The organism is Olleya sp. NP1-10 (assembly GCF_055804415.1).
Window position 1 is genome coordinate 1,510,560 of record NZ_CM147840.1, and the last position, 25,534, is coordinate 1,536,093.

Annotated in this window: 25 protein-coding genes and 1 tRNA gene; 18 read left to right on the forward strand and 8 right to left on the reverse strand. The window is 31.0% G+C overall.

Annotated elements, in window-relative coordinates:
• Nucleotides 1-5 precede the first annotated feature (5 nt).
• The 6 genes from AC0L4B_RS06940 (at nt 6) to AC0L4B_RS06965 (ending at nt 7,130) form a co-directional block, all read left to right on the forward strand.
• Nucleotides 6-1,172: a formimidoylglutamase gene (locus AC0L4B_RS06940; protein ID WP_473439127.1), complete on the forward strand. Its 1,167-nt coding sequence runs from the start codon at nt 6-8 to the stop codon at nt 1,170-1,172.
• Nucleotides 1,173-1,347: 175 nt separating this feature from the next.
• Entirely contained in the window at nt 1,348-2,709 is a 1,362-nt protein-coding gene (gene porK / locus AC0L4B_RS06945) for a T9SS ring complex lipoprotein PorK/GldK (protein ID WP_473439128.1), read from the forward strand.
• 52 nt (nt 2,710-2,761) lie between these two features.
• Nucleotides 2,762-3,397, forward strand: coding sequence for a type IX secretion system motor protein PorL/GldL (porL, locus tag AC0L4B_RS06950; protein WP_289043050.1), 636 nt, complete (start codon nt 2,762-2,764; stop codon nt 3,395-3,397).
• Nucleotides 3,398-3,443: 46 nt separating this feature from the next.
• A complete protein-coding gene (porM, locus tag AC0L4B_RS06955; protein WP_473439129.1) occupies nt 3,444-5,006 on the forward strand; it encodes a type IX secretion system motor protein PorM/GldM in 1,563 nt (520 codons plus the stop codon).
• 42 nt (nt 5,007-5,048) lie between these two features.
• Nucleotides 5,049-5,948, forward strand: a complete 900-nt coding sequence (gene porN, locus AC0L4B_RS06960) for a type IX secretion system ring subunit PorN/GldN (protein ID WP_473439130.1) — start codon at nt 5,049-5,051, stop codon at nt 5,946-5,948.
• Between the two features lie 102 nt (nt 5,949-6,050).
• Nucleotides 6,051-7,130, forward strand: a complete 1,080-nt coding sequence (locus tag AC0L4B_RS06965; protein ID WP_473439131.1) for an NAD(P)/FAD-dependent oxidoreductase — start codon at nt 6,051-6,053, stop codon at nt 7,128-7,130.
• On the opposite strand, the gene AC0L4B_RS06970 is transcribed toward AC0L4B_RS06965, so the two are convergent.
• Nucleotides 7,100-7,486: a DUF983 domain-containing protein gene (locus AC0L4B_RS06970; protein ID WP_473439132.1), complete on the reverse strand. Its 387-nt coding sequence runs from the start codon at nt 7,484-7,486 to the stop codon at nt 7,100-7,102. The two genes, AC0L4B_RS06965 and AC0L4B_RS06970, sit on opposite strands and share 31 nt — an antisense overlap.
• Before the next feature lie 87 nt (nt 7,487-7,573).
• Here AC0L4B_RS06970 and AC0L4B_RS06975 point away from each other — a divergent pair, with 87 nt between their 5' ends.
• From AC0L4B_RS06975 to AC0L4B_RS07005, 7 genes are all read left to right on the forward strand, one after another.
• The gene (locus AC0L4B_RS06975) at nt 7,574-9,478 is read left to right on the forward strand and encodes an ABC-F family ATP-binding cassette domain-containing protein (protein WP_473439133.1); all 1,905 of its coding nucleotides are present in this window, start codon (nt 7,574-7,576) and stop codon (nt 9,476-9,478) included.
• A gap of 80 nt (nt 9,479-9,558) precedes the next feature.
• The gene (locus AC0L4B_RS06980) at nt 9,559-10,680 is read left to right on the forward strand and encodes an efflux RND transporter periplasmic adaptor subunit (RefSeq protein WP_473439134.1); all 1,122 of its coding nucleotides are present in this window, start codon (nt 9,559-9,561) and stop codon (nt 10,678-10,680) included.
• Between the two features lie 12 nt (nt 10,681-10,692).
• Nucleotides 10,693-13,890 (forward strand): efflux RND transporter permease subunit, encoded by a 3,198-nt coding sequence (locus AC0L4B_RS06985; protein ID WP_473439135.1) that lies wholly within the window; start codon nt 10,693-10,695, stop codon nt 13,888-13,890.
• On the forward strand, nt 13,880-15,199 hold the full coding sequence (locus AC0L4B_RS06990) for a TolC family protein (RefSeq protein WP_473439136.1): 1,320 nt from the start codon (nt 13,880-13,882) through the stop codon (nt 15,197-15,199). Before AC0L4B_RS06985 ends, AC0L4B_RS06990 begins: the two co-directional genes overlap by 11 nt.
• Nucleotides 15,200-15,371: 172 nt before the next feature.
• Nucleotides 15,372-16,187 carry a leucine-rich repeat domain-containing protein gene (locus tag AC0L4B_RS06995; protein ID WP_473439137.1) on the forward strand — a complete coding sequence of 272 codons (816 nt, stop codon included), beginning with the start codon at nt 15,372-15,374 and terminating at the stop codon, nt 16,185-16,187.
• A 72-nt stretch (nt 16,188-16,259) separates the two neighbouring features.
• Entirely contained in the window at nt 16,260-16,442 is a 183-nt protein-coding gene (locus AC0L4B_RS07000; RefSeq protein WP_473439138.1) for a CPXCG motif-containing cysteine-rich protein, read from the forward strand.
• Between the two features lie 120 nt (nt 16,443-16,562).
• A tRNA-Met gene (locus AC0L4B_RS07005) sits at nt 16,563-16,635 on the forward strand.
• Between the two features lie 120 nt (nt 16,636-16,755).
• Here the strand turns inward: AC0L4B_RS07005 and AC0L4B_RS07010 are convergent.
• From AC0L4B_RS07010 to AC0L4B_RS07035, 6 genes are all read right to left on the reverse strand, one after another.
• Complete coding sequence (locus tag AC0L4B_RS07010; protein ID WP_473439139.1) at nt 16,756-16,977, reverse strand: hypothetical protein; 222 nt, start codon at nt 16,975-16,977, stop codon at nt 16,756-16,758.
• Between the two features lie 2 nt (nt 16,978-16,979).
• A complete protein-coding gene (locus tag AC0L4B_RS07015; protein ID WP_473439410.1) occupies nt 16,980-17,327 on the reverse strand; it encodes a patatin-like phospholipase family protein in 348 nt (115 codons plus the stop codon).
• Entirely contained in the window at nt 17,255-17,518 is a 264-nt protein-coding gene (locus AC0L4B_RS07020) for a patatin-like phospholipase family protein (protein WP_473439140.1), read from the reverse strand. Before AC0L4B_RS07020 ends, AC0L4B_RS07015 begins: the two co-directional genes overlap by 73 nt.
• Before the next feature lie 39 nt (nt 17,519-17,557).
• On the reverse strand, nt 17,558-18,154 hold the full coding sequence (locus tag AC0L4B_RS07025) for a DUF6134 family protein (protein WP_473439141.1): 597 nt from the start codon (nt 18,152-18,154) through the stop codon (nt 17,558-17,560).
• A 168-nt stretch (nt 18,155-18,322) separates the two neighbouring features.
• Nucleotides 18,323-18,898, reverse strand: a complete 576-nt coding sequence (locus tag AC0L4B_RS07030) for a DUF2911 domain-containing protein (RefSeq protein ID WP_473439142.1) — start codon at nt 18,896-18,898, stop codon at nt 18,323-18,325.
• Between the two features lies 1 nt (nt 18,899).
• On the reverse strand, nt 18,900-19,703 hold the full coding sequence (locus AC0L4B_RS07035; RefSeq protein ID WP_473439143.1) for a DUF6503 family protein: 804 nt from the start codon (nt 19,701-19,703) through the stop codon (nt 18,900-18,902).
• A 147-nt stretch (nt 19,704-19,850) separates the two neighbouring features.
• Between AC0L4B_RS07035 and AC0L4B_RS07040 the strand changes: the two genes are divergently transcribed.
• From AC0L4B_RS07040 to AC0L4B_RS07050, 3 genes are all read left to right on the forward strand, one after another.
• On the forward strand, nt 19,851-20,309 hold the full coding sequence (locus tag AC0L4B_RS07040; protein WP_028289587.1) for an RNA methyltransferase: 459 nt from the start codon (nt 19,851-19,853) through the stop codon (nt 20,307-20,309).
• Nucleotides 20,310-20,336: 27 nt separating this feature from the next.
• Nucleotides 20,337-21,218: a GTPase Era gene (gene era / locus AC0L4B_RS07045; RefSeq protein WP_473439144.1), complete on the forward strand. Its 882-nt coding sequence runs from the start codon at nt 20,337-20,339 to the stop codon at nt 21,216-21,218.
• 88 nt (nt 21,219-21,306) lie between these two features.
• Complete coding sequence (locus tag AC0L4B_RS07050; protein WP_473439145.1) at nt 21,307-22,851, forward strand: choice-of-anchor I family protein; 1,545 nt, start codon at nt 21,307-21,309, stop codon at nt 22,849-22,851.
• 51 nt (nt 22,852-22,902) lie between these two features.
• On the opposite strand, the gene AC0L4B_RS07055 is transcribed toward AC0L4B_RS07050, so the two are convergent.
• Nucleotides 22,903-23,400 (reverse strand): GTP-binding protein, encoded by a 498-nt coding sequence (locus AC0L4B_RS07055; RefSeq protein ID WP_473439146.1) that lies wholly within the window; start codon nt 23,398-23,400, stop codon nt 22,903-22,905.
• 98 nt (nt 23,401-23,498) lie between these two features.
• Between AC0L4B_RS07055 and der the strand changes: the two genes are divergently transcribed.
• Nucleotides 23,499-24,806, forward strand: a complete 1,308-nt coding sequence (gene der / locus AC0L4B_RS07060; protein WP_028289591.1) for a ribosome biogenesis GTPase Der — start codon at nt 23,499-23,501, stop codon at nt 24,804-24,806.
• A 112-nt stretch (nt 24,807-24,918) separates the two neighbouring features.
• Nucleotides 24,919-25,479 (forward strand): carboxypeptidase-like regulatory domain-containing protein, encoded by a 561-nt coding sequence (locus AC0L4B_RS07065; protein WP_473439147.1) that lies wholly within the window; start codon nt 24,919-24,921, stop codon nt 25,477-25,479.
• The last annotated feature ends 55 nt before the right edge of the window (nt 25,480-25,534 follow it).

The following is a 25,534-nucleotide window of genomic DNA, read 5'->3' on the forward strand; positions in this document are numbered from 1 at the left end:
TAGAAATGAATTTTAATTTTCTTACTCCAGTTTCAGATACTGTTTTAGCGCATAATCAATTATTATCGCCTTTAAGCTTAGGGCAAAAAATTAAAATTCATTCGGTACAGAATGGTTTTCCAGATTTGGATAAAGTTAAAATAGCCATCTTTGGTGTTCTTGAAAATCGTAATGATATTAATTATATTGGAGAAGATTTTAATTTAAACGAAATTAGAAAATCTTTTTACACTTTATATCCAGGAAGTTGGAGTACGTCAATTGCCGATTTAGGTGATATTCAGAAAGGGGAAACGGTAGAGGATACTTATTTTGCTTTAAAAGAAACTATAAATACATTAGTTCAAAATCGTATTACACCAGTTATTATTGGTGGAAGTCAAGATTTAGCTTATGCTAATTATCGTGCCTATGATACTTTAATGCCAATGGTTAATGTTGTAAATGTGGACAGATCTTTTGATTTGGGTGACTCTTCAAAGCCTACCAAAAACTCAAATTTTGTTGGTAAAATTATTTTAGACGAACCCTATAACTTGTTTAACTACGCTATTTTAGGTTATCAAACATATTTTAACAGTCAAGAAGAGATAGATTTGATGGAACGTTTGTATTTTGAGCCCTATCGTTTAGGAGAAATATCTAATGATATAACTCTAGTAGAACCAGTAATGCGTGATGCAAACATTGTAACTGTAGATTTAGGTGCTATTAAAGCATCAGAAGTTAGTCAGAAGCAAAAGGTGTCGCCAAATGGTTTAGACGGAAAAGAAATTTGTGCAGTAGCAAGATATGCAGGAATAAGTAATAAAGTATCTTCATTTGGTATTTATGAATATAAACCGTCTCAAGATGATGAAATTACTTCAATGTTAATTTCACAAATGATTTGGTATTTTATTGAAGGTTTTAATTGTCGTGTTAACGATGATGATTTTTCAAATGATGATAATCACCAAAAATTCATTACTTTAGCCGAATCTCACGAATTAATTTTCTATAAGAGTATAAAAACAGGACGTTGGTGGATAGAAATTCCATTTTTATCAAATGTTAATAATAAATTAAAAAAACATACGTTATTACCATGCACGCACCAAGATTATTTAGATGCCTGTAACGATAAAATACCTGAAAGATGGTACAAAGCTTATCAAAAAAATAGTGTGTAATCGTTATGTATTAACAGATTTGCTGATTGACGATATTATAGATCGTTTAAGCGTTAAATTTTTACGATGAAATGTGTTTTTTTGCTAAAAAAGTTGTTTTGTATTAAATAAATAAATATGTTTACGCTCTTAAAAAAATTAAGAGTAATAAATTAACCTCGAGTTTTCAATGGATATGAAGAAGTTTGTATTATTAACAGCGGTTTTCGCACTTTTAGTAAGTTGTGGATCAAAAGATAAAGGACAGCTAGTAGGTGCTAAAGGAAAGAAGTGGCACCCAGAAAAACCTTTCGGTATGACATTAGTTCCTGGTGGAGCTTTTATTATGGGTAAAGCAGATGATGATTTAGCAGGTATACAAGATGCACCAGCTAAAACAGTTACAGTGGCTTCCTTCTACATGGATGAGACAGAAATCACAAATAGTGAGTATCGTCAATTCGTAGAATGGGTAAGAGATTCAACTATTCGTACAAAATTAGCAATCTTAGCTGATGAAGTAGGAATGACTCCAGATGATGGAGGTATTGGTGAATTTGCATTTAAAGATGCAGATACAACAGATACTTCAGCTTACGAAAAGTATATGATTGATAACTATAGTGGACTTGGTGAAACTGGTTATGAAGGTAGAAAGTTAAATTACGACATAGATTTGTATTTTGACACTGCAGAATATCCAGATGAATACTATGTGGAAGTTATGGATACTATGTATTTACCTTTAGAGGAGTCTTACAATGGACAACGTACTTGGGATGTGACTAAGTTTAAGTTTCAATACACTTATATGGATATTGCAAAAGCTGCAAAAAACAAAAATTTAAGTCGTAAAGACGTAGTTATTAGAGAAGAGGTTGAAATATATCCAGATACAACTGCTTGGATTAGAGATTTTGCTTATTCTTATAATGAACCAATGCACAATGATTATTTCTGGCATGATGCATACAGTGATTATCCTGTAGTTGGTGTGTCTTGGCAACAAGCTAAAGCATTTTGTGAGTGGAGAACAAAACACCACAATGATTATAGACGTTCTAGAAAAATACACAATGTTGGACGTTACAGATTACCATCAGAAGCACAATGGGAATATGCAGCAAGAGGAGGTCTGCAAGCAGCAACTTATCCTTGGGGAGGACCTTATGCTAAAAACGATAGAGGTTGTTTTATGGCAAACTTTAAGCCTTTAAGAGGTGATTATGCAGCGGATCAAGCTTTATATACTGTTGAAGCAGATGCTTATGAGCCAAACGATTTTAACCTATATAATATGGCAGGAAACGTGTCAGAATGGGTAGATTCATCTTACGATCCAGGTTCATACGAGTACGCTTCTACTATCAATCCAAGTGTTAATGACCCAAATAACAAACGTAAAGTTGTTCGTGGTGGTTCTTGGAAAGATGTTGCTTACTATTTACAAGTAAGTTCAAGAGATTACGAATATTCAGATTCAGCTAGAAGTTATATTGGTTTCAGAACTGTTCAAGATTACATGGGAACTGATGTTACAGCTAACTCAAGACAATAATAATTACTACTAATAACAACTAAAAAACTTAACAACTAAAAACTTAGAAATTATGGCACAAAAGAAGATTTCAACAATGAACATGGTCTACGGATTAGGAGCAGCAATTGTAATTATTGGAGCTTTATTTAAAATCCAACACTGGCCTTACGGTTCACTTATCTTAACAATAGGTATGATCGTAGAAGCTGTTGTATTTACATTATCTGCATTTGAAAAACAAGGTGGTGAATTAGATTGGTCTCTTGTATATCCTGAATTAGCAGGTGGACAAGCAACTACTAAAAAAGCTGTTAAAACTGAAGAGCCAACAGAAGCAGAAGGTTTATTATCTAAAAAATTAGATAACTTATTAAAAGAAGCTAAAATTGATGGTGAATTAATGGCTAGCTTAGGAACAAGTATTAAAAACTTTGAAGGTGCTGCAAAAGGAATTTCTCCAACAGTAGATTCAATAGCTGCAACTAAAAAATATGGTCAAGAAATGACATTAGCTGCATCTCAAATGGAGTCTTTAAATAGCTTATATAAAGTGCAAATGGAAAGTGCTTCTCGTCAAGCTACTATTAATGAAGAAGCTGTTGAAAATGCTGCTAAATTAAAAGAACAAATGCAATCTTTAGCATCTAACTTATCTTCTCTAAACGGAGTATATGGTGGAATGTTAACTGCAATGAATAAAAACTAATTAGTGATTAGTATAAACTAATATTAATAAATTAAACTAATTAGAAATGGCAGGAGGAAAACAGTCCGCAAGACAGAAAATGATTAACCTGATGTACTTAGTATTTATTGCAATGATTGCAATGACTATGTCAAAAGAAGTATTATCTGCATTTGGGTTAATGGACAAAAAATTTGATAGAGCTAATGAATTAGCAATAGCTTCAAATGATGGTATATTAAATCAATTAAATACACAAGCTGAGGAAAAGCCTGACGAATTTAAATCGGCAAATGAATTAGCAAAGCAGATAAGCATATTATCAAATGATTTTTACAAATTTCTAGGTACAGTTAAAGCCAATGATATTGTAAAACTAGGAGGATATGAGCTAGAAGATAATGGAGATCTACCTTACGAAGAAATGGATAAGGGAGATAAGTTAGATGAGTTATGGTTTACAGGTGATAGACTTACTAAAAGAGGTCAAGAAGTACTTGATAGAATCGAAAAGTATAAGTCTGACATAATTGCTGTATTACCACAAGAAGCTAAGTGGAAGCCTGTAATTGAAAACTTTGAAAAACGTTTTAGTACATCACCAGTTAAAGATAGCGAAGGTGTTGAGAAAAAATGGTTAGATTACCACTTCCAAGGTTTTCCAGCTATTGCATCTTATACTAAGTTAACAGCTATGCAAAACGATATTAAAGCTACTGAGACTAATATTTATAACGGTTTTCTTGGTAACTTAGTAAGTAATGCTACTTCTTTAAAAAATTATAAAGCGATTGTATTGGCTGATAAATCAGCATTCTTTGCTGGTGAAAAATTCCAAGGAAAAGTTGTACTAGGTAAATATGCTAATGTTGAACCTACTAAAATGAGTGTTTCAGGTAAAGATATTGATTTATCAGAAGCAATTGATTCTACTGGTGCTGCTAAATTAGATTTTAATGTTGGTAATGTTGGAGAGCATGAAATAGATGGTAAATTTACATTCTTAGAAGATGGTAAAGAACTAGAAATTCCAATTATTGGAAACTATGTTGTTGTACCAAGACCAAACTCTGCTACAATTTCAGCTGATAAAATGAATGTAGTTTATAGAGGTGTAGCTAATCCTATGACGATCTCTTTTGCAGGAGTGCCAGATAATAAAGTTAATGCTTCTGCATCAGGTTTATCATCAAAAGGAGGAGGTAAGTATATTATGACACCAGGTTCAGGTAAGCAAGTGACTATTAATGTTACAGCTAAACTTGATGACGGTTCAAGTGCTTCTGATAGAGCTGTTTTTAGAATTAAAGATATCCCTAAACCTTCAGGTACTATTGCTGGTAAGTCTCAAGGATCTTTACCAAGAAACAATGTTGAAATTGGTACTGTTAAAGCTGTATTAGAAGATTTTGATTTTGATTTACCTTTAACTGTAACATCTTTTAAAATTAAAGTACCAGGTCAAGCAACAGTAAATGTTTCTGGTAGTAGATTAAACGGTCAAGCTAAAGCAGCTTTAAGAAAAGCTAGACGTGGTGATGCTATTCAGATTTTTGACATTAAGTCTAAATCTTCAGGTGGACCAAGAATTAAACCAGCTAGTCCAATAGCTATTGAGCTATCTAACTAATCAAAACAAATTTGATTAAATAAATTATTAAATAAATTTCAGATGAATTATAAATCTTTATTAGCAGTTGTTTTCGGAGTATGTTTTGCATCTCAATCAGTTGCACAATCTAATCTTTTAAATGCTAAATCTCCAGATGAGATTGGTGTAAGAACAGAAGAACAAATAGCATTAGATAATGATAGACCATTAGAATATGGTTATGTTGATGATAGAGATATTATGTTTGCAAAAATGACTTGGGAGAAAGTTGTTTTAGATGAGCGTGTTAACTTTCCATTATATTACCCAGTTGATACTAATAATATTGGTAGTGAAAGACGTTCTCTATTTGATGTTCTAACTAAGGCTATTGATGAAGGTAAAATCGAAAATGTTTATAACGATTCATATTTTACTGGTAGACGTACAAAAAAAGAATTAGAGCAAATTAGAACAGCAGTTGATACTATGGATATCGGTTACGATCAGTTAAATGCTGATGGTTATGTAGATCCTGAGTATATTACAACTACAACTATTGCTTCTTATGATGTATCAGCTTACTTAATCAAAGGATTATGGTATTTTGATAAACGTCAAGGTGAATTAAAATATAGATTGTTAGGTCTTGCTCCTGCTGCACCAGATGTTAACTATGTTAACTCAAATGATGAAGCTAATAAAGAGCCAATTCCTTTATTCTGGATTTTTTATCCAGACGCAAGAAATATTTTGCATGAGTCTAAAGCCTTTAATGCTAAAAACAGTGCAATGCCTTTTTCTTTTGATCACATATTAAATTCTAGACGTTTTAATAGTGTTATCTATAAAGAAGAAAATGTATTTGGAGACAGAAAAGTTGAAGATTACGTTGCTGAAAACGCTTTAATGCAATTAATGGAGTCTGAAAGAATAAAAGAAAAAATTAGAAACTTCGAATTAGACATGTGGTCTTACTAAGTTTAACTAATTAATATATTATTAAAACGCTCACTTAAAAAGTGAGCGTTTTTTGCTTTTAAACAGATTAGATTTTTGTTTTAATTATAATATTTTTGCAATATGAAAGTAGATTATATAGTTGTAGGATGTGGTTTAGCAGGCTTATCTTTTTGCGAAAAGTTATTAGCTAATAATAAATCATTTGTAGTAATTGACAATAACTCTCAGCAATCTTCAATTGTTGCTGGAGGATTATATAACCCAGTTACTTTAAAACGATTTACTCCAGTTTGGAAAAGTGAAGCACAATTAGCAATTGCTTTACCTTTCTATAAAAGATTAGAAGGAAAACTGAATATCCTTTTAGACTTTAAAGTTCCCGTTAAAAGACGATTTACATCACTAGAGGAACAGAACAACTGGTTTGAAGCTTCTGATAAAATTGGATTAAAACCATTTATTAATACAAATCTTTTTGACAACGATAATCCACATATCGATGCTAATTTCAAATTAGGCGAAGTCTTTCAAACAGGAAGATTAGATACCAAGCAACTTATTATAAATTATAAAAAATGGCTTTCTGATAATAATTTTCTTATTAACGAGAGCTTTAATTACGATGAGTTAACATTAGATAAATTAGAAGTGAATTATCAAAAAATTACAGCTAAGCATATTGTTTTTGCAGAAGGTTTTGGTATGAAACAAAACCCATTCTTCAATGATTTACCACTTTCTGGAACTAAAGGTCAACTGTTAACTATTCATGCTCCTAACTTAAAACTAGATTATGTATTAAAATCTAGTGTATTTGTTATTCCTTTAGGCAAAGATTTATATCGTGTAGGCTCTACATATGAGCAAAAAGATAAAACCAATACAATTACCGAAGAAGCTAAAAAAATGTTACTAGACAAGCTTAAAACGTTTGTTAAATGCGATTTTGAAGTTATTAATCAGGTTGCAGGAGTTAGACCAACAGTAAAAGATAGAAAACCCTTAGTAGGTAAGCATCCAACAATACCCAACATGTTTCTATTTAACGGTTTAGGTTCTAGAGGTGTTATGATTGCTCCATATGTTGCAAATCAATTATTCAATTTTATTGAAAATAATCAGAGTTTAGATAAAGAAATTGATTGTAGTCGTTTTTTTAAACAATGTATTTATTCTTTCTTAGCTAATTTTTTATCATAACTCATAAAAATATTTATCCAAATATTTCTTGAAAGTCTAACTATAATTGGGTAAAACACAACTAATGTAATTATTATAGCTATAAAAGCTGTTGTCGTACTGCTACCTAAAAAGAGATAACTTATTATAAAAGCAGCAACTGCAAAAGCTATACCTACTCCATAACTAACATACATGGAACCATAAAAAAATGAAGGTTCAATTTTATATTTTGTGTTACAATTACTACAACGCTCATGCATGCTAAATAATTTGCTTATAGCATAAGGGTTAGTGTTTGTATACATTGATTCTTCATGACATTTTGGACATGTACCTGTGAAAATTGAATATAATTTAGAGCCTTTTTTAAACATAATATTTGTGTACTTTTGCCTTTTGTAATTAGAAGAACAAAAATATAACTTCTAATTTTTAATTTAAGTAACATAAGTCACAATTCAATGCTAAATATTCATAATTTATCAATTTCATTTCAAGGAGAATACCTTTTTGAAGACATCACTTTTAAATTAGGAAATGGTGATCGAGTGGGACTTATAGGTAAAAATGGTGCTGGTAAGTCTACCATGCTTAAAATTCTGTCTAAAGAAATGGAGCCTGATTCAGGTCAAATAGCAGCAGATAAGACTTTAAAAATTGGTTTTTTAAAACAGGATATAGACTTTATTTTAGGTCGTACTGTTTTAGAGGAGTCATATCAAGCTTTCACTGAAATTAAAGCGATTGAAGCTAAAATTGAACATATTAATACACAATTAGCAGAACGTACAGATTATGAAAGTGTGTCTTATCATGATTTAATGGTTGAGTTAAGTGATATCCAACATCAATATGAAATTTTAGGAGGTTATAATTATCAAGGAGAAACCGAAAAAATATTACAAGGTCTAGGTTTTAAGCGTGAAGATTTTAATAAACTTACAGATACTTTTTCTGGTGGTTGGCGTATGCGTATAGAGTTGGCCAAATTATTACTTCAAAATAATGATGTTTTACTTCTGGATGAGCCTACTAACCACTTGGATATAGAGTCTATCATTTGGTTAGAAAGTTTCCTTAAAAATTATTCAGGTGCAGTAGCCATCGTATCACACGATAAAATGTTTTTAGATAATGTTACTAATCGTACCATTGAGATCAGTTTAGGACGTATTTATGATTACCCAAAACCTTACACGCAATATTTAGTATTAAGAGAAGAGATTAGAACACAGCAATTAGCATCTCAAAAAAATCAGCAAAAGCAAATTGAGCAAACTGAAAAGCTAATTGAAAAATTCCGTGCCAAAGCCAGTAAAGCAACTATGGCACAATCTTTAATTAAAAAATTAGACAAAATTGATCGTATTGAGGTTGATGAAGATGATAATAGCGTAATGACTCTAAATTTTCCGGTATCCATTACTCCAGGAAAAGTTGTGGTTGAGGCCAATAATATCTCTAAAAGTTATGGAGACAATCACGTATTATCAGGTGTTGATTTAATGATTGAGCGTGATGTTAAAACAGCTTTTGTTGGTCAAAACGGTCAAGGAAAATCTACTTTAGCAAAAATCTTAGTAGGAGATTTAAAACATGAAGGAGAATTAAAGTTAGGTCATAATGTACAAATAGGATACTTTGCACAGAATCAAGCTGAATATCTAGACGGAAATAAAACCGTTTTGGATACTATGATTGATGCAGCTAATGAAACTAACAGAAGTAAGGTTAGGGATATTTTGGGATCTTTTTTATTTAGAGGTGAAGAAGCAGATAAATACGTTAGAGTTTTGTCAGGAGGTGAGCGTAACCGTTTAGCATTAGCTAAATTAATGTTACAACCATTTAACGTGTTAATAATGGATGAGCCAACAAACCATTTAGATATAAAATCTAAAAATGTTTTAAAAGATGCTTTACAACGTTTTGAAGGGACATTAATTTTAGTGTCTCACGATAGAGACTTTTTACAAGGTTTAACAAGTACATTGTTTGAGTTTAAGGACGGTAACATTAAAAAGTATTTAGGAGATATTGATTATTATTTAGAACAACGTAACGTCGAAAATCTTAGAGAGGTAGAAAAACGTACAGTTGTAAAAACGGAAGCTAAAGAAACACCTAAACAATCTTACGAAGACCAAAAGAAGCAAAAATCATTAAATAATAGATTAAGTAATTGCGAGTCTAAAATTGCTCAGCTAGAAAAAGACATAAAAGCTATTGATGTAGAATTAGCTGTTAATTACGACGAAACCGTAGCAAAACCTAACTTTTTTGAACACTATCAAGCTAAAAAAGATAAATTAGAGCAATTAATGGAAGATTGGGAAGATATTACGCTTCAGTTAGAACAATTTTAACATCAGTCTTTTAGCTTTTTTTAACGTTTAACCTTTAAACTATAAACTAATTTTGCGGTCATATCATCAAAACCAAATTCATGCGCAAAATTATCCTTTCTATTTTAGGTGTTCTTTTTATTATAGGTGCTTTTATAATTGCTAAAACTCTTATTGATAACAAAAATAAACCAAGACCAGTAGCAGCAAAAGTTATTAAAACTGTCTTTACAGATACAGTTAAAAACACAACCATACCTATTGTTATTCCGGCCAATGGTAATCTTACAGCAAAACAACGTGTAGAAATCTATTCAGAGGTACAAGGTGTTTTTCGTAATGGTAGCTATCTATTTAAACCTGGTCAAACCTATCGTAAAGGTCAAACGTTAATTCGTGTTGATGCTTCTGAGTATTATGCAAGTGTACAATCTTCAAAAAGTGACTTGTACAACTCTATAGCTGCAATAATGCCAGATTTAAGATTAGATTTTCCAGATATATTTTCAAAATGGCAATCCTATTTAAACAATTTCGATTTAAATAAAACTACACCCAAGTTACCAGAAATGAGTTCTGATAAAGAAAACTATTTCATTACTGGTCGTGGTATTATTACAAGCTATTACAATGTAAAAAACTTAGAACAGCGTTTGTCTAAGTATACCATATCTGCTCCCTTTACTGGTATTTTAACAGAAGCTTTAGCAACAGAAGGTTCTTTAATTAGAAATGGACAAAAGTTAGGCGAATTTATTAATCCTTCTGAGTATGAAATGGAAGTATCAATTAGTAAAACATTTGCTAATATTTTAAAAGTAGGTGAAAGCGTTGGTTTAACTAATTTAGACAAAACCGAAAATTATACAGGAAAGGTGTCTAGGGTAAACGGAAGTATTGATGCTACGACTCAAACCATAACTGCTTTTATTGAAGTAACAGATGATAATCTAAAAGAAGGGATGTATCTTGAAGCTAACTTAAATGCTAAAAGCATTGATAATGCAATTGAGATTGACCGAAACTTATTATCAGATAATCAAGAAATATTTGTCATAAAAGATTCTATTCTTGATGTATTACCTGCAAAACCTGTACATTTTTCTGACACAAAAGTTGTCTTACAAAACGTGCCAAACGGAACAATTATTTTAAAACGTCAAGTACCAGGTGCTTATTCCGGTATGATTGTAAAACCTTTTGACGAAACAAAAGACAACTAATAGCATACTATAATGAGAAACATAATTAGTTATTTTATAAAATACCATGTTGCAGTAAATGTGTTTATTATTGCTTTTGCAATATTTGGTATCCTTGGATATTCGTCTTTAAAATCTTCGTATTTTCCATTAACAGAATCTAAAATAATCAATGTAAGTATTGCTTATCCAGGAGCTTCACCTCAAGAAATTGAAGAAGGTATTGTACTTCAAATCGAAGAAAATTTAAAAGGACTTAAAGGTGTCGATCGTGTTACATCAGTATCAAGAGAAAACAGCGGAACTATTACTGTAGAAATCGAAAAAGGTGAAAATCTAGACTTCATGTTACTAGAAGTGAAAAATGCAGTAGATAGAGTGCCTACGTTTCCTACTGGTATGGAACCTTTAGTAGTATCTAAACAAGAGGCGGTTAGAGAGACTATTTCTTTCGCTTTAAGCGGAAAAGAGATTCCGTTAGCAACATTAAAACAATTAGGTCGTCAAGTTGAAAACGATTTACGCGCAATTGAAGGTATTTCTCAGATTGAAGTTTCAGGTTATCCTGAAGAAGAGATTGAGATTGCTGTCAATGAAGGAAGCTTATTAGCTTACAATCTAACTTTTGCAGATGTAGCCAATGCTGTAAGTACTTCTAATATTTTGGTAACAGGTGGAAATATTAAAACCGAAGCTGAAGAGTATTTAATTAGAGCCAATAACAAACAATATTATGGAACTGAATTTTCTAATATAATTGTAAAAGCCTCAGTAGATGGTAAAGTAGTAAGATTAAAAGACGTTGCTGAAATAAGAGATCGTTTTTCTGAAACACCAAATACCTCTTATTTTAACCAAGAATTATCTGTAAACGTTTCGGTTACCAGTACAAATAACGAAGACTTAATATCTTCTGCAGATAAAGTTAAGGAGTATATTACAAGCTTTAATCAAAAGTATAATAACATACAGTTACATATTGTAAGGGATTTATCCATAACACTTAATCAGCGTACAGATTTATTGACAGAAAATGCAATAGTTGGGATGATTTTGGTATTAGTGTTTTTATCACTGTTTCTTAACACACGTTTAGCCTTTTGGGTCGCTTTTGGATTACCAATTTCATTTTTAGGAATGTTTATTTTTGCAGGACAATTTGATGTCACAATTAACGTATTGTCGTTATTTGGTATGATTATCGTAATTGGTATTTTAGTGGATGATGGTATTGTAATAGCAGAAAACATTTACCAACATTTTGAAAAAGGTAAAACACCTAAACAAGCAGCATTGGATGGTACAATGGAAGTTATTCCTCCTGTGGTTTCGGCTATTATTACTACGCTGTTAGCCTTTTCATTATTCTTATTCTTAGATAGTCGTATTGGAGAATTTTTTAGCGAAGTTTCAGTAATTGTAATCCTAACCTTAGTAGTCTCTTTAGTAGAAGCATTAATTATTTTACCAGCACACTTAGCACATTCCAAAGCATTACAGCCACAAGTTGAAGAAGAAAACCCTTCAAAGTTGAAGCAGTTTTTTGCTAAAATGAGAGGGATTAATAGAGCTGGAGATAAACTTATGGGTTATTTAAGAGATAAAGTTTATGCTCCAGCCCTAGATTTTGTACTTCAATTTAAAATATTATCCATAGGTATATTTGTAGCATTACTAGTTTTAACTTTTGGATCAATAGGAGGAGGTATTATTGGTGTGACACTGTTTCCAAGTGTTGCTAGTGATGCAGTAACAATACAATTAGAAATGCCTAATGGTACAAATGTTAAAGTTACGGACTCGATAATTTCAATGATTGAAGAAAAATCATTCATAGTAAATGATGAGTTAAGCGAAAAATATTTAAAAGGAACAGGTAAAAAACTTTTTGAAAATACCAGATTAAGTATTAATAGTAGTTCAAGTGCTACACTTAGATTAAATATGTTACCAGGAGAAGAGCGTCCAGACGCTATAAAATCTTCAATGGTTTCAAACCGATTAAGTGAATTGGTTGGTCCTGTTGTAGGTACCGAAAGTTTAATTTTTGGTTCAGGTGGTAATTTTGGAGGTAGCCCAGTATCTGTATCTTTATTAGGTAATAATATTGACGAACTTAAAGCCTCTAAATTAGAGCTTAAAGCTTACCTATCAACCAATCCTTTATTAAAGGATATCGAAGATAATGATCCAGCAGGAATTAAAGAGATTAGATTAGAACTTAAAGAAAGTGCTTATCTGTTAGGTTTAGATTTAAGTACAGTAATGTCTCAAGTACGTTCTGGATTTTTTGGTGCGCAAGCACAACGCTTTCAACGTGGACAAGACGAAATTAGAGTTTGGGTACGTTATGACAGACCAAATCGAAACTCTATTAACGATTTAGATGATATGCGTATTTTAACACCAACTGGTGAGCGTGTTAATTTAAAAGACATCGCTAATTATAGTATTGCTAGAGGAGATGTAGCAATAAATCATTTAGAAGGTTTGAGAGAAATTAGGGTATCTGCAGATTTAAAAGATCCAAGTACAAGTACGACAGATATTTTGGACGATATTAAAAATAATTTCATTCCTAATTTGCAATCTAAGTATCCAACGATTAAAGCCTCTTACGAAGGTCAAAATCGTGAAAAAGATAAATTAGTAAGTTCTTTAAGTAAAGCAGGAATACCAATATTGCTGTTAATTTACGTTACTATTGCTTTTACTTTTAGAAGTTATAGTCAACCTATATTATTACTTTTATTAGTGCCTTTTAGTATGACAGCAGTAGCTTGGGGACATTGGATTTTAGGATTTCCGGTTAACGTATTATCCTTGTTGGGTATCATCGCTTTAATAGGTATCATGGTTAATGATGGCTTAGTATTGATAGGTAAGTTTAATAGTAATTTAAAAGAAGGTATGGCTTTTGATTTGGCGTTATCTGAAGCTGGTAAATCAAGATTTAGAGCCATATTTTTGACGTCTTTAACAACAGTCGCTGGTTTAGCACCATTATTATTAGAAAAAAGTAGACAAGCTCAGTTTTTAAAACCTATGGCAATTTCAATATCTTTTGGTATTGCTTATGCAACAATTTTAACCTTATTAGTTTTACCATTGTTTTTATCGTTTAGTAATACAATTAAACAAAAAACAAAATGGTTAATTACAGGAGAAGATATTACTAAAGAAGAAGTAGAACGAGCAATTAAAGAACAAAATGAAGAAAATGAACATTAACAAAAGCCTTTTACTTCTAGTAGTATTATGTGGTACTTCAATTGTAAATGCACAACAAATTTTAACTCAAGAAGACGCTGTAAAATTAGCTTTAGATAATAACTACGGAATCAAAATTGCTAAAAATGATGTCGAAGTCGCTAATAATAACACAAGTATTTTAAATTCAGGTTATTTGCCAACAGTTACAGCAGCAGCAGGTGCTACTTATAATTTAGATAATACTGAAGCAGAATTTTTAGATGGATCTATTACAGAGCTAAATGGAGCAGAAAGTGACCGTTATAATGCATCAATAAGTCTTAATTATACCATTTTTGACGGTTTAGGTAGACGTTATAATTACGAAAGTTTGAAAGAACAATATCAGTTGTCAGAACTTCAAGCCAGAGAAACTATAGAAAATACGATTACTCAATTATTTTCTGTGTATTATAACGTTGCACAATTAACCGAAAATTTAGAGGCATTAAAAGAAACCTTATCAGTTTCAAAAGATAGATTACTACGCGCTGAATATCAGTTTGAATATGGACAAAATACCAAACTAGGTGTTTTAAATGCAGAAGTAGATATTAATAATGATAGTATTAACATCATTTCGTCTTTTCAAGATCTAAAAAATGCCAAACGTGATTTAAATGTTGTTTTAGGTAATACTTTAAATAAAGACTTTACTGTAAATACTGAAGTTAACTTTGCTTTGCAATTTCATAGGGATAGTTTGTTTGAACAAGCTAAAATAAGAAATGTAGCATTATTACAAACCGAAAAAAATATAGTTATTAGCCAATTAAGTATAAAATCTAATCAATCGGGATATCTACCAACCTTAGGTTTAACAGGTAGTTATGGTTGGAATAAAAATAACAACAACGGAGCTTCATTTGCTTCTGTTACGACTACTACAGGACTGTCAGCTGGATTAAATTTATCATGGAATATCTTTGATGGAGGAAGCACAAAAATTAATGTTAGAAATGCTAAAGTAAATCTAGACACTCAGAAACTTCAAAAAGAAAATATCCTAATAGGTATAAAACGTGATTTTGATAACGCTTGGGAAGATTATACTAATAAGTTGAATATCTTTAATATTCAAGAGCAAAATATTATTACTTCACAAAATAATTTTGAACGTACTCAAGAGCAGTTTAAAATAGGTCAAGTTAATTCAATCGAGTTTAGACAAGCTCAACTTAACCTATTAAATGCAGAATTAAGCCGTAATAATGCAAAGTACGATGCTAAATTAGCCGAATTGCAATTATTACAATTAAGTGGGCAATTACTTAATGTTGATTTTTAAACTACTGATTTACAGTGTGATTTTACCGAATGATTTTTTGTTTTTAGAGTTATTTCGGTTAAAATCACCTCATAATATACTTGTTTGTTAAAGTTTTGTGTTTTTAATCGATTTTTTTGACTTTAAACCTGTTTGAGTGTATATTGTATTCAGTTAGTCTTAAATAGTTAACATGAAAACGGTAAAACTTACTTTAGTAGCACTTCTTTTTACCTGCGTAACCATCGCAGGAATATCAAATTCTGAAAAAGAAGCATTAATAGCTTTGTATGAAAATACAAATGGTACAGAGTGGACTAACTCATGGGATTTAAACAAGCCAATAGATACTTGGCATGGAGTAACTGTTATAGATTCTAAAGTAGTTAGCTTAAATCTATCTTTCAACAATCTTAAAGGTTCTATACCTTCAGAAATTGGACAATTAAGTAATCTACAAGTTTTAAATCTTAGTTTTAATAAACTTATAGGGAATTTACCTGAGTCTATTACTAACTTACAAAAATTATATTCTCTACAATTATTTTTAAATCAGTTAGAAGGAGAAATTCCAAGTTGGATTGGTAATATGACTAATTTACAAGCTTTAGCTTTATATAGTAATAAATTTACTGGAGTTATTCCACAATCTATTACTCAATTAAAAAAATTAAAATCTTTAGAATTAGGAAGTAATTTTTTAACAGGTAATATTCCTTTTGAAATAAATAACTTAAAAGAACTTAAAAAATTAAGTCTATTAGATAATCAACTAGTAGGTCAAATTCCTGAATCTATCGCAGAATTAACAAACTTAGAAGAATTAGTATTATCAAGTAATAACCTTTCAGGGCGTTTACCTTTTGAATTATCTAGATTGTCTAAATTAAAGTTGATAATGGTTAGTGATAACCTATTAAATAAGGAGTATGTAACGGTTGTAGATGATGCTCCAAATAAAGTAACATTATTCTTAGAAGATACAACTGTAGCTGCTAATAAAGAGTAAGTTTTAGTTAAATATATGTTTAAAATAGTCAGCTTTAGGTTGGCTATTTTTATTTTTGGTAAAAAGTAAACTATGTTTGAACACTATTTTCAATGTCCTTATTGTTGGGAAACCATCTCAATGTTACTAGATTCTAGCGTCTCAAAACAAACTTATATAGAAGATTGTGAGGTTTGTTGTAATCCAATACAACTAACACCACAATTTTTAGAGTCAGAATTAGTTGGTTTTGAATCGATTAATATAGAACAGTAAAAAAAATACATTTTTTGCTTGTTATATCTAAAAAGGGTTGTATATTTGCAGTCCGAAACAATTAGGTCGGCATTATGAACCGATAGTTAAAAGCTAAATTAATTGTTACGAATATTAAATCGCGGGATAGAGCAGTAGGTAGCTCGTCGGGCTCATAACCCGAAGGTCACTGGTTCGAGTCCAGTTCCCGCTACTAAGTAAAGCTTCATAGAAATATGAAGCTTTTTTTATTTTCTGCCCTTTAGATTATAATATTGTATTCAGCTAGTGTAGTATTTTATAATTTGAACACTATTATCTTAATATTCATATTTTAGCTAAATAGTTCTGGTTTTTGTTTTAAGGTTTCAATAGTATTTTGGTAGCCTAGATTAAAAATAGCGTCAATTTTATTCATTTCAAATGTACTATAATTAATAAGTTCTTCAGGATAAATAATTAAATCGCAATGTTTAAATTTTACCATAGACTCAGATGCTATTTTAATTTTATAAGCTCTATCTACAACAGAGTAGGAGTGTCTTAAATCTTTCATGCTTATTTTTTTAGCGGATTTACATATACGCCAATAATTTTATCGCATTCTTGTTGTAAAGGTTCTACCGGAAAGTTATTTAAAGTGCCACCATCAATATAAAATTTACCATTAATCTCAGTAGGTGTAAATACTCCAGGAAAAGAGGCAGATGCTATTATGGGTTTAATAAGCTGTCCTCTATTAAAAATTTTTAATGTACCATCAATCACATTTGCTGCAGTAATGTATAAAGGCTTCTGTAAAGCATTAAATTCGTCAACCGGAAAAAAGGTTTTCAAGTCGTCATAAAACTTATCAGAATTAATAAAACCTGGTTTGTTTCTTGCATAACGTGTGGTATTAAATATGGAAGTACTCTTAAAAAGGTTAGTATGTCAGACCAATGGACATCAGCCGCATATAAAGCACCTACAATAGCACCTGCACTTGTACCAGAAACATGGGTTGGTTTTATATTGTATTCTTCTAATGCTTTAATCACACCAATGTGTGCTGCACCTCTTGCTCCTCCTCCAGAGAGGACTAAACCTATACTCATTTTATGTTTTTTTAATGATTGAAATTAAACGTTACTGTTTTATTGTCTGATCAAATCAAATTTAATTAGACCACCATCAATTGATGCTTTGGTTAAAAGTCCATTTTTATAATGAAAAATTCCAGCTTTACCTTTTTCATTTATTTTTTTGTAAACATGATTTCCCATAGCAATAATGCTATTAAACTGTCCAGTTTGTTCAGAATAGCATTTGCTGATATTAATGGGTTCGTTAAAATACAACTGAATGGTAGAAAAATTAATCACAGCATCAATAGTTTCTTCATTGTTATCATCTACTAATACTTTATAATTACCATCTACTTTTTTTGTTTTTGTACTTGCATGTGGATTATTATTAACTGTGATTTTGACATCAGCAGTTTCAAGATTCTTGGACTTAAATGTAACATCATAATTATATTTAACAATTATATTTTTAATAATTCTAGCTTCAATTGTAGTAGCGCTTTGGTAGTTAATACTGTTGTTAGTTATTGTTTTTGTGGCTTTAAGACTACCAATAGTTTTATTGTTTCTTACTACATTAAAGTTTATGGTGTTCTCTTTGGATTCTGTAAATTCGGTAAAACCGAATAAAGAAACACTAGTAATTATAAGTAATAAGTTGCGCATATTTTATAAATTGAATGAACTCAACGAGTTCTAAACTTACACAAATTACAATAATTTTTATAAATAAAAATTTGATTATTATCATCTAGACTTAAGTTTAACTATAATTTATAGGCATAAAAAAAGCCTCACAATTTGTGAGGCTTTTTTTATGCTTAAGCTAAAATATTATTTTGTTGTAATAGGAAACTCTGCAATTGTAGTATCCCAACCAATTTTTAAATGCACTGTATTTTTTGAAGCCTCATATAATGCAATAGATAAGTTTTCGATAACTTTATCACTTTTAGTAACAGGAACAGTAACACTAGCAACATCCTTACTAGCATCATAACCATAGTTTCCCCAACCATCTAAAACAGTGTTTAGTTTTAAAGTCCACTCTGTAGCAGTAGGTATAACTATAATAGTGTAACGTCCAGCTTTGATGTTTTTACCACCAAAAGTCACATCATTATTAAATAAAATTTCAGTAGATTCATTAGCTCCAACTCTCCAAGCTTCACCAAATTTAAGTAACTCTCCAAAAACGACTCTGTCTTTTTTTGCAGGCCTAGAATAAGTTACACGTATTTGTGGTTCTAAAGCAGTTTTTTCAGCTTCAGTTTTCTTAAAAGCTCTGTGTGGTGCTCCATCAGGATAGTATGCACGATCCATTGTGCTTTTATCCATTTTTTTAAACTCTTGAGCATTAACAGTAGATGCTGTTACAATAATTGCGATAATAAATAATAATTTTTTCATTTTAGTTGTTATTTAGATTAATTATATTTTCTGTTTTTATTGTTGAAAGTTCTTTAAGCTCACCAGCTTCATATAATTTAGGTAAGTCCTTTAAAGGTGTTCCAACTTTAGCTTCGTAATTAACATAATCTTGAAACGTAATACCATCAATAATTCTTGTATTGTAAGCACTTCTAAATCTTACGCCACCTTTATTAACTTTATAGCTATAAGCTAAATAGTCTATTTTTTTTGTGTGTTTATTAATCCAATAATTAAAGACATCATCATGATCTTCTCCACCACCAGCTTCGTCAAAAGTCACCTCAATAACATCATAAGATTTGTTTTTTATTGTTGTGGTTTCAATAAACTTGGTGTTAACCGCTTTGTCATTTAATTTGTACGGTAAAGTCGCAAAATATATCACCGAATTAATAGCTCCTGTTGCGCTATTAATGTCCTTTTTACTTAATGTTACAACACTATCATTTATGGTTCTAAAAAACGTTCCGTTTTTTAAGACATCAGTGATTTGTTTATTTTCTTTTAGGTAGCTTTTAGTGTACTTAAAGTCCAAACCGTTATTTTTAAATTGGTAGTTTACACCTCTAAAACTAAAGGCATAGTTAGCAGTGTCAAACAATGGACCACCATGTGCAGCTATTGTAGCTTTTAAAATGGTTTCAGCAGGACTTAAATTAACCTTGTTAGACGTCGTAATTGTGTCTTTTTTTATTGTTGTCTCTTCTTTTGTAGTCTTGTTATTACAAGCACAAAGTAAAAGTACAGCAGATAAGGTTATTACAGATTTTAAGGTTGACATTTGGATATTTTTATATAAAACTAATGGATTTGTCGTTTTAAAACACAGACCTTTCAGTTAATTAATAAAACTTTAAGACATTAATTTGATTGATAAATTTGAAAAAAGAAGAATTAAACTAAACTCAAAATATTTTACTTTTGTAAAATGGTAGATAATTTTGAAAATGAATACTTCGGAATAGGCATTCAAAACGGAAAAACACCCGAAAATTTAGGCGTCCTTTGGCGTACAGCGCAAAATTTAGGAGCTAGTTATATTTTTACTATCGGAAACAGATATGCTAAACAAGCTTGTGACACGCATAATGCTGTAAAGGCAATGCCATATTTTCATTATAAAACTTTTGAAGATTTTTATAATAACATACCCAAAGGAGCAAGGTTAGTAGGTGTTGAGTTGGATGACACAGCTGTAGACCTAGAAACCTTCCATCATCCTAGACGTTGTGTGTATTTATTGGGAGCAGAAGACCATGGATTATCTAAGGAAGCTATTGAAAAAAGTCATTTTTTAGTTAAATTTAAGTCAGAATTAAGTTTAAATGTAGCTGTTGCAGGAAGTATTGTGATGTATGATAGAGGAATAAACAAACCAAGGTCGTAACTTTGCGGTCTATTAAATTAAAGTAAAATGAAACATAAAGCAGGTTTTGTAAATATAATCGGAAATCCAAATGTGGGTAAATCTACATTAATGAATGCGTTTGTTGGTGAAAAATTATCCATAATCACTTCTAAAGCCCAAACGACTAGACATCGTATTTTAGGGATTGTAAATGGTGAAGATTTTCAGGTGGTATTAAGTGATACACCAGGTATTATTAAACCAGCTTACGAGCTGCAAGCCTCAATGATGGATTTTGTTAAGTCTGCTTTTGATGATGCTGATGTTTTAATTTATATGGTAGAAATTGGTGAAAAAGAATTAAAAGATGAGGCTTTTTTTAATAAAATCACCAATGCTAAAATCCCTGTTTTATTACTTTTAAATAAAATAGATAAATCTAATCAAGAGCAATTGGAAGAGCAAGTTCAAGCTTGGTCGGCAAAAGTACCAAATGCTGAGATTATTGCAATATCTGCTTTAGAAGGCTTTAATGTTAAAGAAGTTTTTGATCGTATTATCGAGCTATTACCAGAGTCGCCTGCATTTTATCCAAAAGACCAGTTAACAGATAAGCCAGAACGTTTTTTTATAAACGAAACGATTCGTGAAAAAATCTTAATGCATTACAAAAAGGAAATTCCTTATGCTGTAGAGATTGATACTGAAGAGTTTTTTGAAGAAGAACAGATTATACGTGTAAGATCTGTAATTATGGTGGAGCGCGAAACCCAAAAAGGAATCATAATTGGTCATAAAGGATCTGCTTTAAAACGTGTAGGTGTTGAGGCTAGAAAAGATTTAGAAAAGTTTTTTGGTAAGCAAATTCATTTAGAATTATATGTAAAGGTTAACAAAAACTGGAGAAGTAATCAGCGTCAGCTGAAACGTTTTGGTTACAATCAGTAGTTAATTTTAATGTTATCGTTATTTGGGTTTAACTTTAGGTTAAAGCGATAGTTTCATCTTTATGGTTTATATAAAAACCAACTTAAAAATGAAACATTTAAAACACACATTACTATTATTTTCGTCTTTACTATTATTACATTGCTCTGATGACGACGATGGTAATGTAGATGCTATTATCGATCCAGTTAATACTGAAGTTAATTTTCAATACAAAACAACCATCAATGTTGGAGGCGAAGCTTCCGCAGAGATTTCTGCTTTTGACGCTTCTACAAACAAGTTATTTGTAACTAATGCAGAGTTAAACGAAATTTCTGTTTATAACATTTCAGATTTAGATACACCAGTTCAAGAGTCTTCAATAAGTTTAAATGCGTTTGGAGCACCTAATAGTGTTGCTGTCCTTAACGGAAAGTTAGCAGTAGCAGTTGAAGCTGCAACAAAACAAAACCCTGGACAAATTCATGTTTATAATACTTCGGATTTATCTTTAGATAATCAATATACTGTTGGTGCTTTACCAGATATGGTTACGTTTTCTAAAGATGGTAATTATATTTTATCTGCTAATGAAGGTGAGCCTAACGATGATTATACTATAGATCCCATGGGAACAGTTAGTATCATAGACTTAAACGATGATACGGTTACCACTTTAGACTTTTCTACCTTTACGTCTCAAGATGCTAATTTAACGTCTCAAGGGTTTAGAGTTTTTGGTCCAAATGCAACTTTGGTACAAGATGTTGAACCAGAATATATTGCTGTTTCTTACGACTCTCAAACTGCTTGGATCTCTCTACAAGAAAATAATGGTATTGCTAAAGTTAATTTAATCACTAAAGTAATTGAAGCTATTTATCCTTTAGGATATAAAGACTACAATTTAGCTCAAAACTCTATTGATGCTAGTGATAAAGATGAGGTTACAGAACTTAAAAATTGGCCTGTAAAAGGTATTTATATGCCAGATGCTATTGTATCTGTAAATATTAACGGAACAGATTATGTGATTTCTGCTAACGAAGGAGACTCTAGAGACTACGATGGTTTCAGTGAAGAAGAGCGTTTAAAAGATTTAACTTTAGACCCAACAGTATTTCCTGCGACATTAGATTATTTAGCAGACGAGAATCTTGGACGCTTAAAAACAACAACAACGTTAGGAGATATTGATAACGATGGAGATATAGACGAGATATATAGCTATGGAGCTCGTTCTTTTTCTATATGGAATGCAAATGGCGCTCAAGTGTATGATAGCGGAAACGATATTGCAACTCAAATTTTAGCTAATACACCAAGTCGTTTTAACTGGGATTGGGAAGATAACGAAAACGATAAACGTAGCGATGATAAAGGTGCAGAACCAGAAAGTGTTACTGTTTTAAATATCGCAGACCAACGTTATATTTTATTTGTTGGTTTAGAAAGAAATTGTCAAGTCATGGTTTATGACATTACTAATCCAGCAGCACCTACTTTTTTATCTATATTATCTCATGATGGAGATTATGCTCCAGAAGGTTTATTAGTTGTACCAGCAGCAGATAGTCCAACCGGAAAAGATTTATTAATTGTATCTAATGAAGATAGTGGAACAGTTAGTTTCTACGAGAATCAGCAGTAGTAATACATTTTAACTCATGTAAAAAAGCTTCAGTTTAAACTGAAGCTTTTTTTATTCGTCTAAAACAAGGCTCATAAAAGTATATAAATTAGTCATTTCAGATTGGTTGGAGGTTTTACTAATTCGACCTGAAAAGTATAACACAAACCATAAAATAACCATAAATACTATTCCCCAAAGTTGTAAATGGTAATCTACTTTAAGCGCATAATTAGAATACGCCCAAACGCAAAAGGCAATAAATAAACCAGCAATAACAAAATGTAAAAACATAAATAAAGTCCAAACGGTAGGGTTTGGACCAAATAATCCATACAACTGACTTGTATAATTATCTAATGCATTTATTTCTAAATGTAATTGTGGTGACCAAAAATGCTGTTGTGCTTTTGGCAGTTTAATAAATACATGATCGTCTATTCTAGAGACAATAAATTGGCTTTGATTATGCTTTTTGGCTTCAAAAGCCTCTAAAACAGAGCTGTGATCTTTATTTATTTTTATTTTAAATCGTGGTCGTAGCACGACTTGGTTTAAGTTTTCGTTCATAAATATCTCATAATGAAAGTAAAATACTATTTTTTCTCAAACTAAACACTACCTTTGCATTCGCTTACAGGATATGTAATGCATAAAAACTTAAAATTATGAGCAGTATAGTAGCTATCGTCGGAAGACCAAATGTTGGTAAATCTACCTTTTTTAATCGTTTAATACAACGTCGTGAGGCAATCGTCGACGCAGTTAGTGGTGTGACTAGAGATAGACATTACGGAAAAAGTGATTGGAATGGAAGAGAATTTTCTTTAATTGATACAGGAGGATACGTTAAAGGTAGTGATGATATTTTTGAAGCTGAAATTGATAAGCAAGTAGAATTAGCTATTGATGAAGCGGATGCCATAATATTTATGGTAAGTGTAGAAGATGGTGTTACAGGAATGGATGAAGATGTTGCCAAATTACTACGTAAAGTAACTAAACCAGTGTTTTTAGTTGTAAACAAAGTAGATAACGGTAAACGTGAAGAAGATGCTGTAGAGTTTTACAACCTTGGACTTGGGGATTATTTTAGTGTTGCAAGTATAAATGGGAGTGGTACAGGAGATTTACTAGATGCTTTAGTAAAAGCTTTACCAGAAAATGAAGAAGAAGAAATAGAAGATACTTTACCAAGATTTGCTGTTGTTGGACGTCCAAATGCAGGAAAGTCATCATTTATTAATGCGCTTATTGGTGAAGATAGATATATAGTTACAGATATTGCAGGAACAACTAGAGATGCAATTGATACTAAATATAACCGTTTTGGATTTGAGTTTAACTTAGTAGATACTGCTGGTATCCGTAAAAAATCTAAAGTTAAAGAGGATTTAGAGTTTTACTCTGTAATGCGAAGTGTACGTGCAATAGAGCATGCAGACGTTTGTTTATTAGTAGTTGATGCTACAAGAGGTTTTGATGGTCAAATTCAGAATATATTTTGGTTAGCACAACGTAACCGTAAAGGTATTGTGGTGTTAATTAACAAATGGGATTTAGTAGAAAAGGATCATAAATCTACTACTGAGTTTGAAAAGTACATCAAAAAACAATTAGAACCTTTTACAGATGTACCAATTGTATTTATTTCTGCTTTAACAAAACAACGTATTTACAAAGCTATTGAAACTGCTGTTGAGGTTTATAATAATCGTACAAAGCGAATTAAAACTAGTGAGTTAAATGAAACGTTGTTGCCTATTATAGATAACTATCCACCACCAGCTTACAAAGGTAAGTTTGTTAAGATTAAGTATATTATGCAACTGCCTACACCACAGCCTCAGTTTGCTTTTTTCTGTAATTTACCACAATATGTGCGTGAAGGTTATAAACGTTATTTAGAGAATAAATTACGTGAAATCTATGACTTTAAAGGTGTGCCAATTAGCGTATACATGCGTAAAAAATAATCATTCAAAAATTATTTTTAAGTTCCAATTGTACAGTAATTAAATTACAAAAATTATTTTCGTTTTCAAATTATAAGTAGTTACTTTATTTTTTAAAAACCAACCCCAAATAATGCGTAATCTACTTATTATTGGTGCACTATTGTGTACAGTATTTTCATTTAGTCAATCCAAAGAATTTAGTATTAAAGGTCAAGTTTTAGATGGCTTAGACCAATCACCTTTAGAAGCTGCTACAGTTTATTTAGAGCGAGCTAAGGATAGTAGCTTAGTAACTTACACTATAACCAATAAAGATGGAAGCTTTGAGCTAGAGGATCAAACCAGTCTAGAAAACCTAAATTTATTGGTGTCTTATGTTGGATATCAATCATACAAACAAAAAGTAGCAATTAATAAATCGGTTATAAATTTAGGAGATATTAAACTTCAAATTAGTAATTCGTTAGATGAAGTTTTAATACAATCTTCAGCTCCTGTTACTATCAAACAAGATACTTTAGAATTTAATGTCAATTCTTTTAAAACTAAAAAAGATGCCACTGTTGAAGATTTACTTAAGCAATTACCAGGAGTAGAAATTGACGAAGAAGGTAAGATTAAAATTAATGGAAAAGCGGTTAATAAAATATTAGTAAACGGAAAGTCTTTTTTGGTAAAGATCCTTCAATAACGATTAAAAATCTTACTAAAGAAATTATTGAAAAAGTTCAAGTTATAAATACTAA

Bases quoted from the DNA above. Each gene is read 5' to 3' on its own strand.
- porK (WP_473439128.1), top strand. From the start codon at position 1,348: ATGAAGAAGTTTGTATTATTAACAGCGGTTTTCGCACTTTTAGTAAGT.
- AC0L4B_RS06975 (WP_473439133.1), top strand. From the start codon at position 7,574: ATGCTAAATATTCATAATTTATCAATTTCATTTCAAGGAGAATACCTT.
- AC0L4B_RS07000 (WP_473439138.1), top strand. From the start codon at position 16,260: ATGTTTGAACACTATTTTCAATGTCCTTATTGTTGGGAAACCATCTCA.
- era (WP_473439144.1), top strand. From the start codon at position 20,337: ATGAAACATAAAGCAGGTTTTGTAAATATAATCGGAAATCCAAATGTG.
- porM (WP_473439129.1), top strand. From the start codon at position 3,444: ATGGCAGGAGGAAAACAGTCCGCAAGACAGAAAATGATTAACCTGATG.
- AC0L4B_RS07065 (WP_473439147.1), top strand. From the start codon at position 24,919: ATGCGTAATCTACTTATTATTGGTGCACTATTGTGTACAGTATTTTCA.
- AC0L4B_RS06980 (WP_473439134.1), top strand. From the start codon at position 9,559: ATGCGCAAAATTATCCTTTCTATTTTAGGTGTTCTTTTTATTATAGGT.
- AC0L4B_RS07055 (WP_473439146.1), bottom strand. From the start codon at position 23,400: ATGAACGAAAACTTAAACCAAGTCGTGCTACGACCACGATTTAAAATA.
- AC0L4B_RS07050 (WP_473439145.1), top strand. From the start codon at position 21,307: ATGAAACATTTAAAACACACATTACTATTATTTTCGTCTTTACTATTA.
- AC0L4B_RS07030 (WP_473439142.1), bottom strand. From the start codon at position 18,898: ATGAAAAAATTATTATTTATTATCGCAATTATTGTAACAGCATCTACT.
- AC0L4B_RS07010 (WP_473439139.1), bottom strand. From the start codon at position 16,977: ATGAAAGATTTAAGACACTCCTACTCTGTTGTAGATAGAGCTTATAAA.
- der (WP_028289591.1), top strand. From the start codon at position 23,499: ATGAGCAGTATAGTAGCTATCGTCGGAAGACCAAATGTTGGTAAATCT.
- AC0L4B_RS06990 (WP_473439136.1), top strand. From the start codon at position 13,880: ATGAACATTAACAAAAGCCTTTTACTTCTAGTAGTATTATGTGGTACT.
- AC0L4B_RS07025 (WP_473439141.1), bottom strand. From the start codon at position 18,154: ATGCGCAACTTATTACTTATAATTACTAGTGTTTCTTTATTCGGTTTT.
- AC0L4B_RS06985 (WP_473439135.1), top strand. From the start codon at position 10,693: ATGAGAAACATAATTAGTTATTTTATAAAATACCATGTTGCAGTAAAT.
- AC0L4B_RS06965 (WP_473439131.1), top strand. From the start codon at position 6,051: ATGAAAGTAGATTATATAGTTGTAGGATGTGGTTTAGCAGGCTTATCT.
- AC0L4B_RS07020 (WP_473439140.1), bottom strand. From the start codon at position 17,518: ATGAGTATAGGTTTAGTCCTCTCTGGAGGAGGAGCAAGAGGTGCAGCA.
- AC0L4B_RS06995 (WP_473439137.1), top strand. From the start codon at position 15,372: ATGAAAACGGTAAAACTTACTTTAGTAGCACTTCTTTTTACCTGCGTA.
- AC0L4B_RS06940 (WP_473439127.1), top strand. From the start codon at position 6: ATGAATTTTAATTTTCTTACTCCAGTTTCAGATACTGTTTTAGCGCAT.
- AC0L4B_RS06970 (WP_473439132.1), bottom strand. From the start codon at position 7,486: ATGTTTAAAAAAGGCTCTAAATTATATTCAATTTTCACAGGTACATGT.
- porL (WP_289043050.1), top strand. From the start codon at position 2,762: ATGGCACAAAAGAAGATTTCAACAATGAACATGGTCTACGGATTAGGA.
- porN (WP_473439130.1), top strand. From the start codon at position 5,049: ATGAATTATAAATCTTTATTAGCAGTTGTTTTCGGAGTATGTTTTGCA.
- AC0L4B_RS07040 (WP_028289587.1), top strand. From the start codon at position 19,851: ATGGTAGATAATTTTGAAAATGAATACTTCGGAATAGGCATTCAAAAC.
- AC0L4B_RS07035 (WP_473439143.1), bottom strand. From the start codon at position 19,703: ATGTCAACCTTAAAATCTGTAATAACCTTATCTGCTGTACTTTTACTT.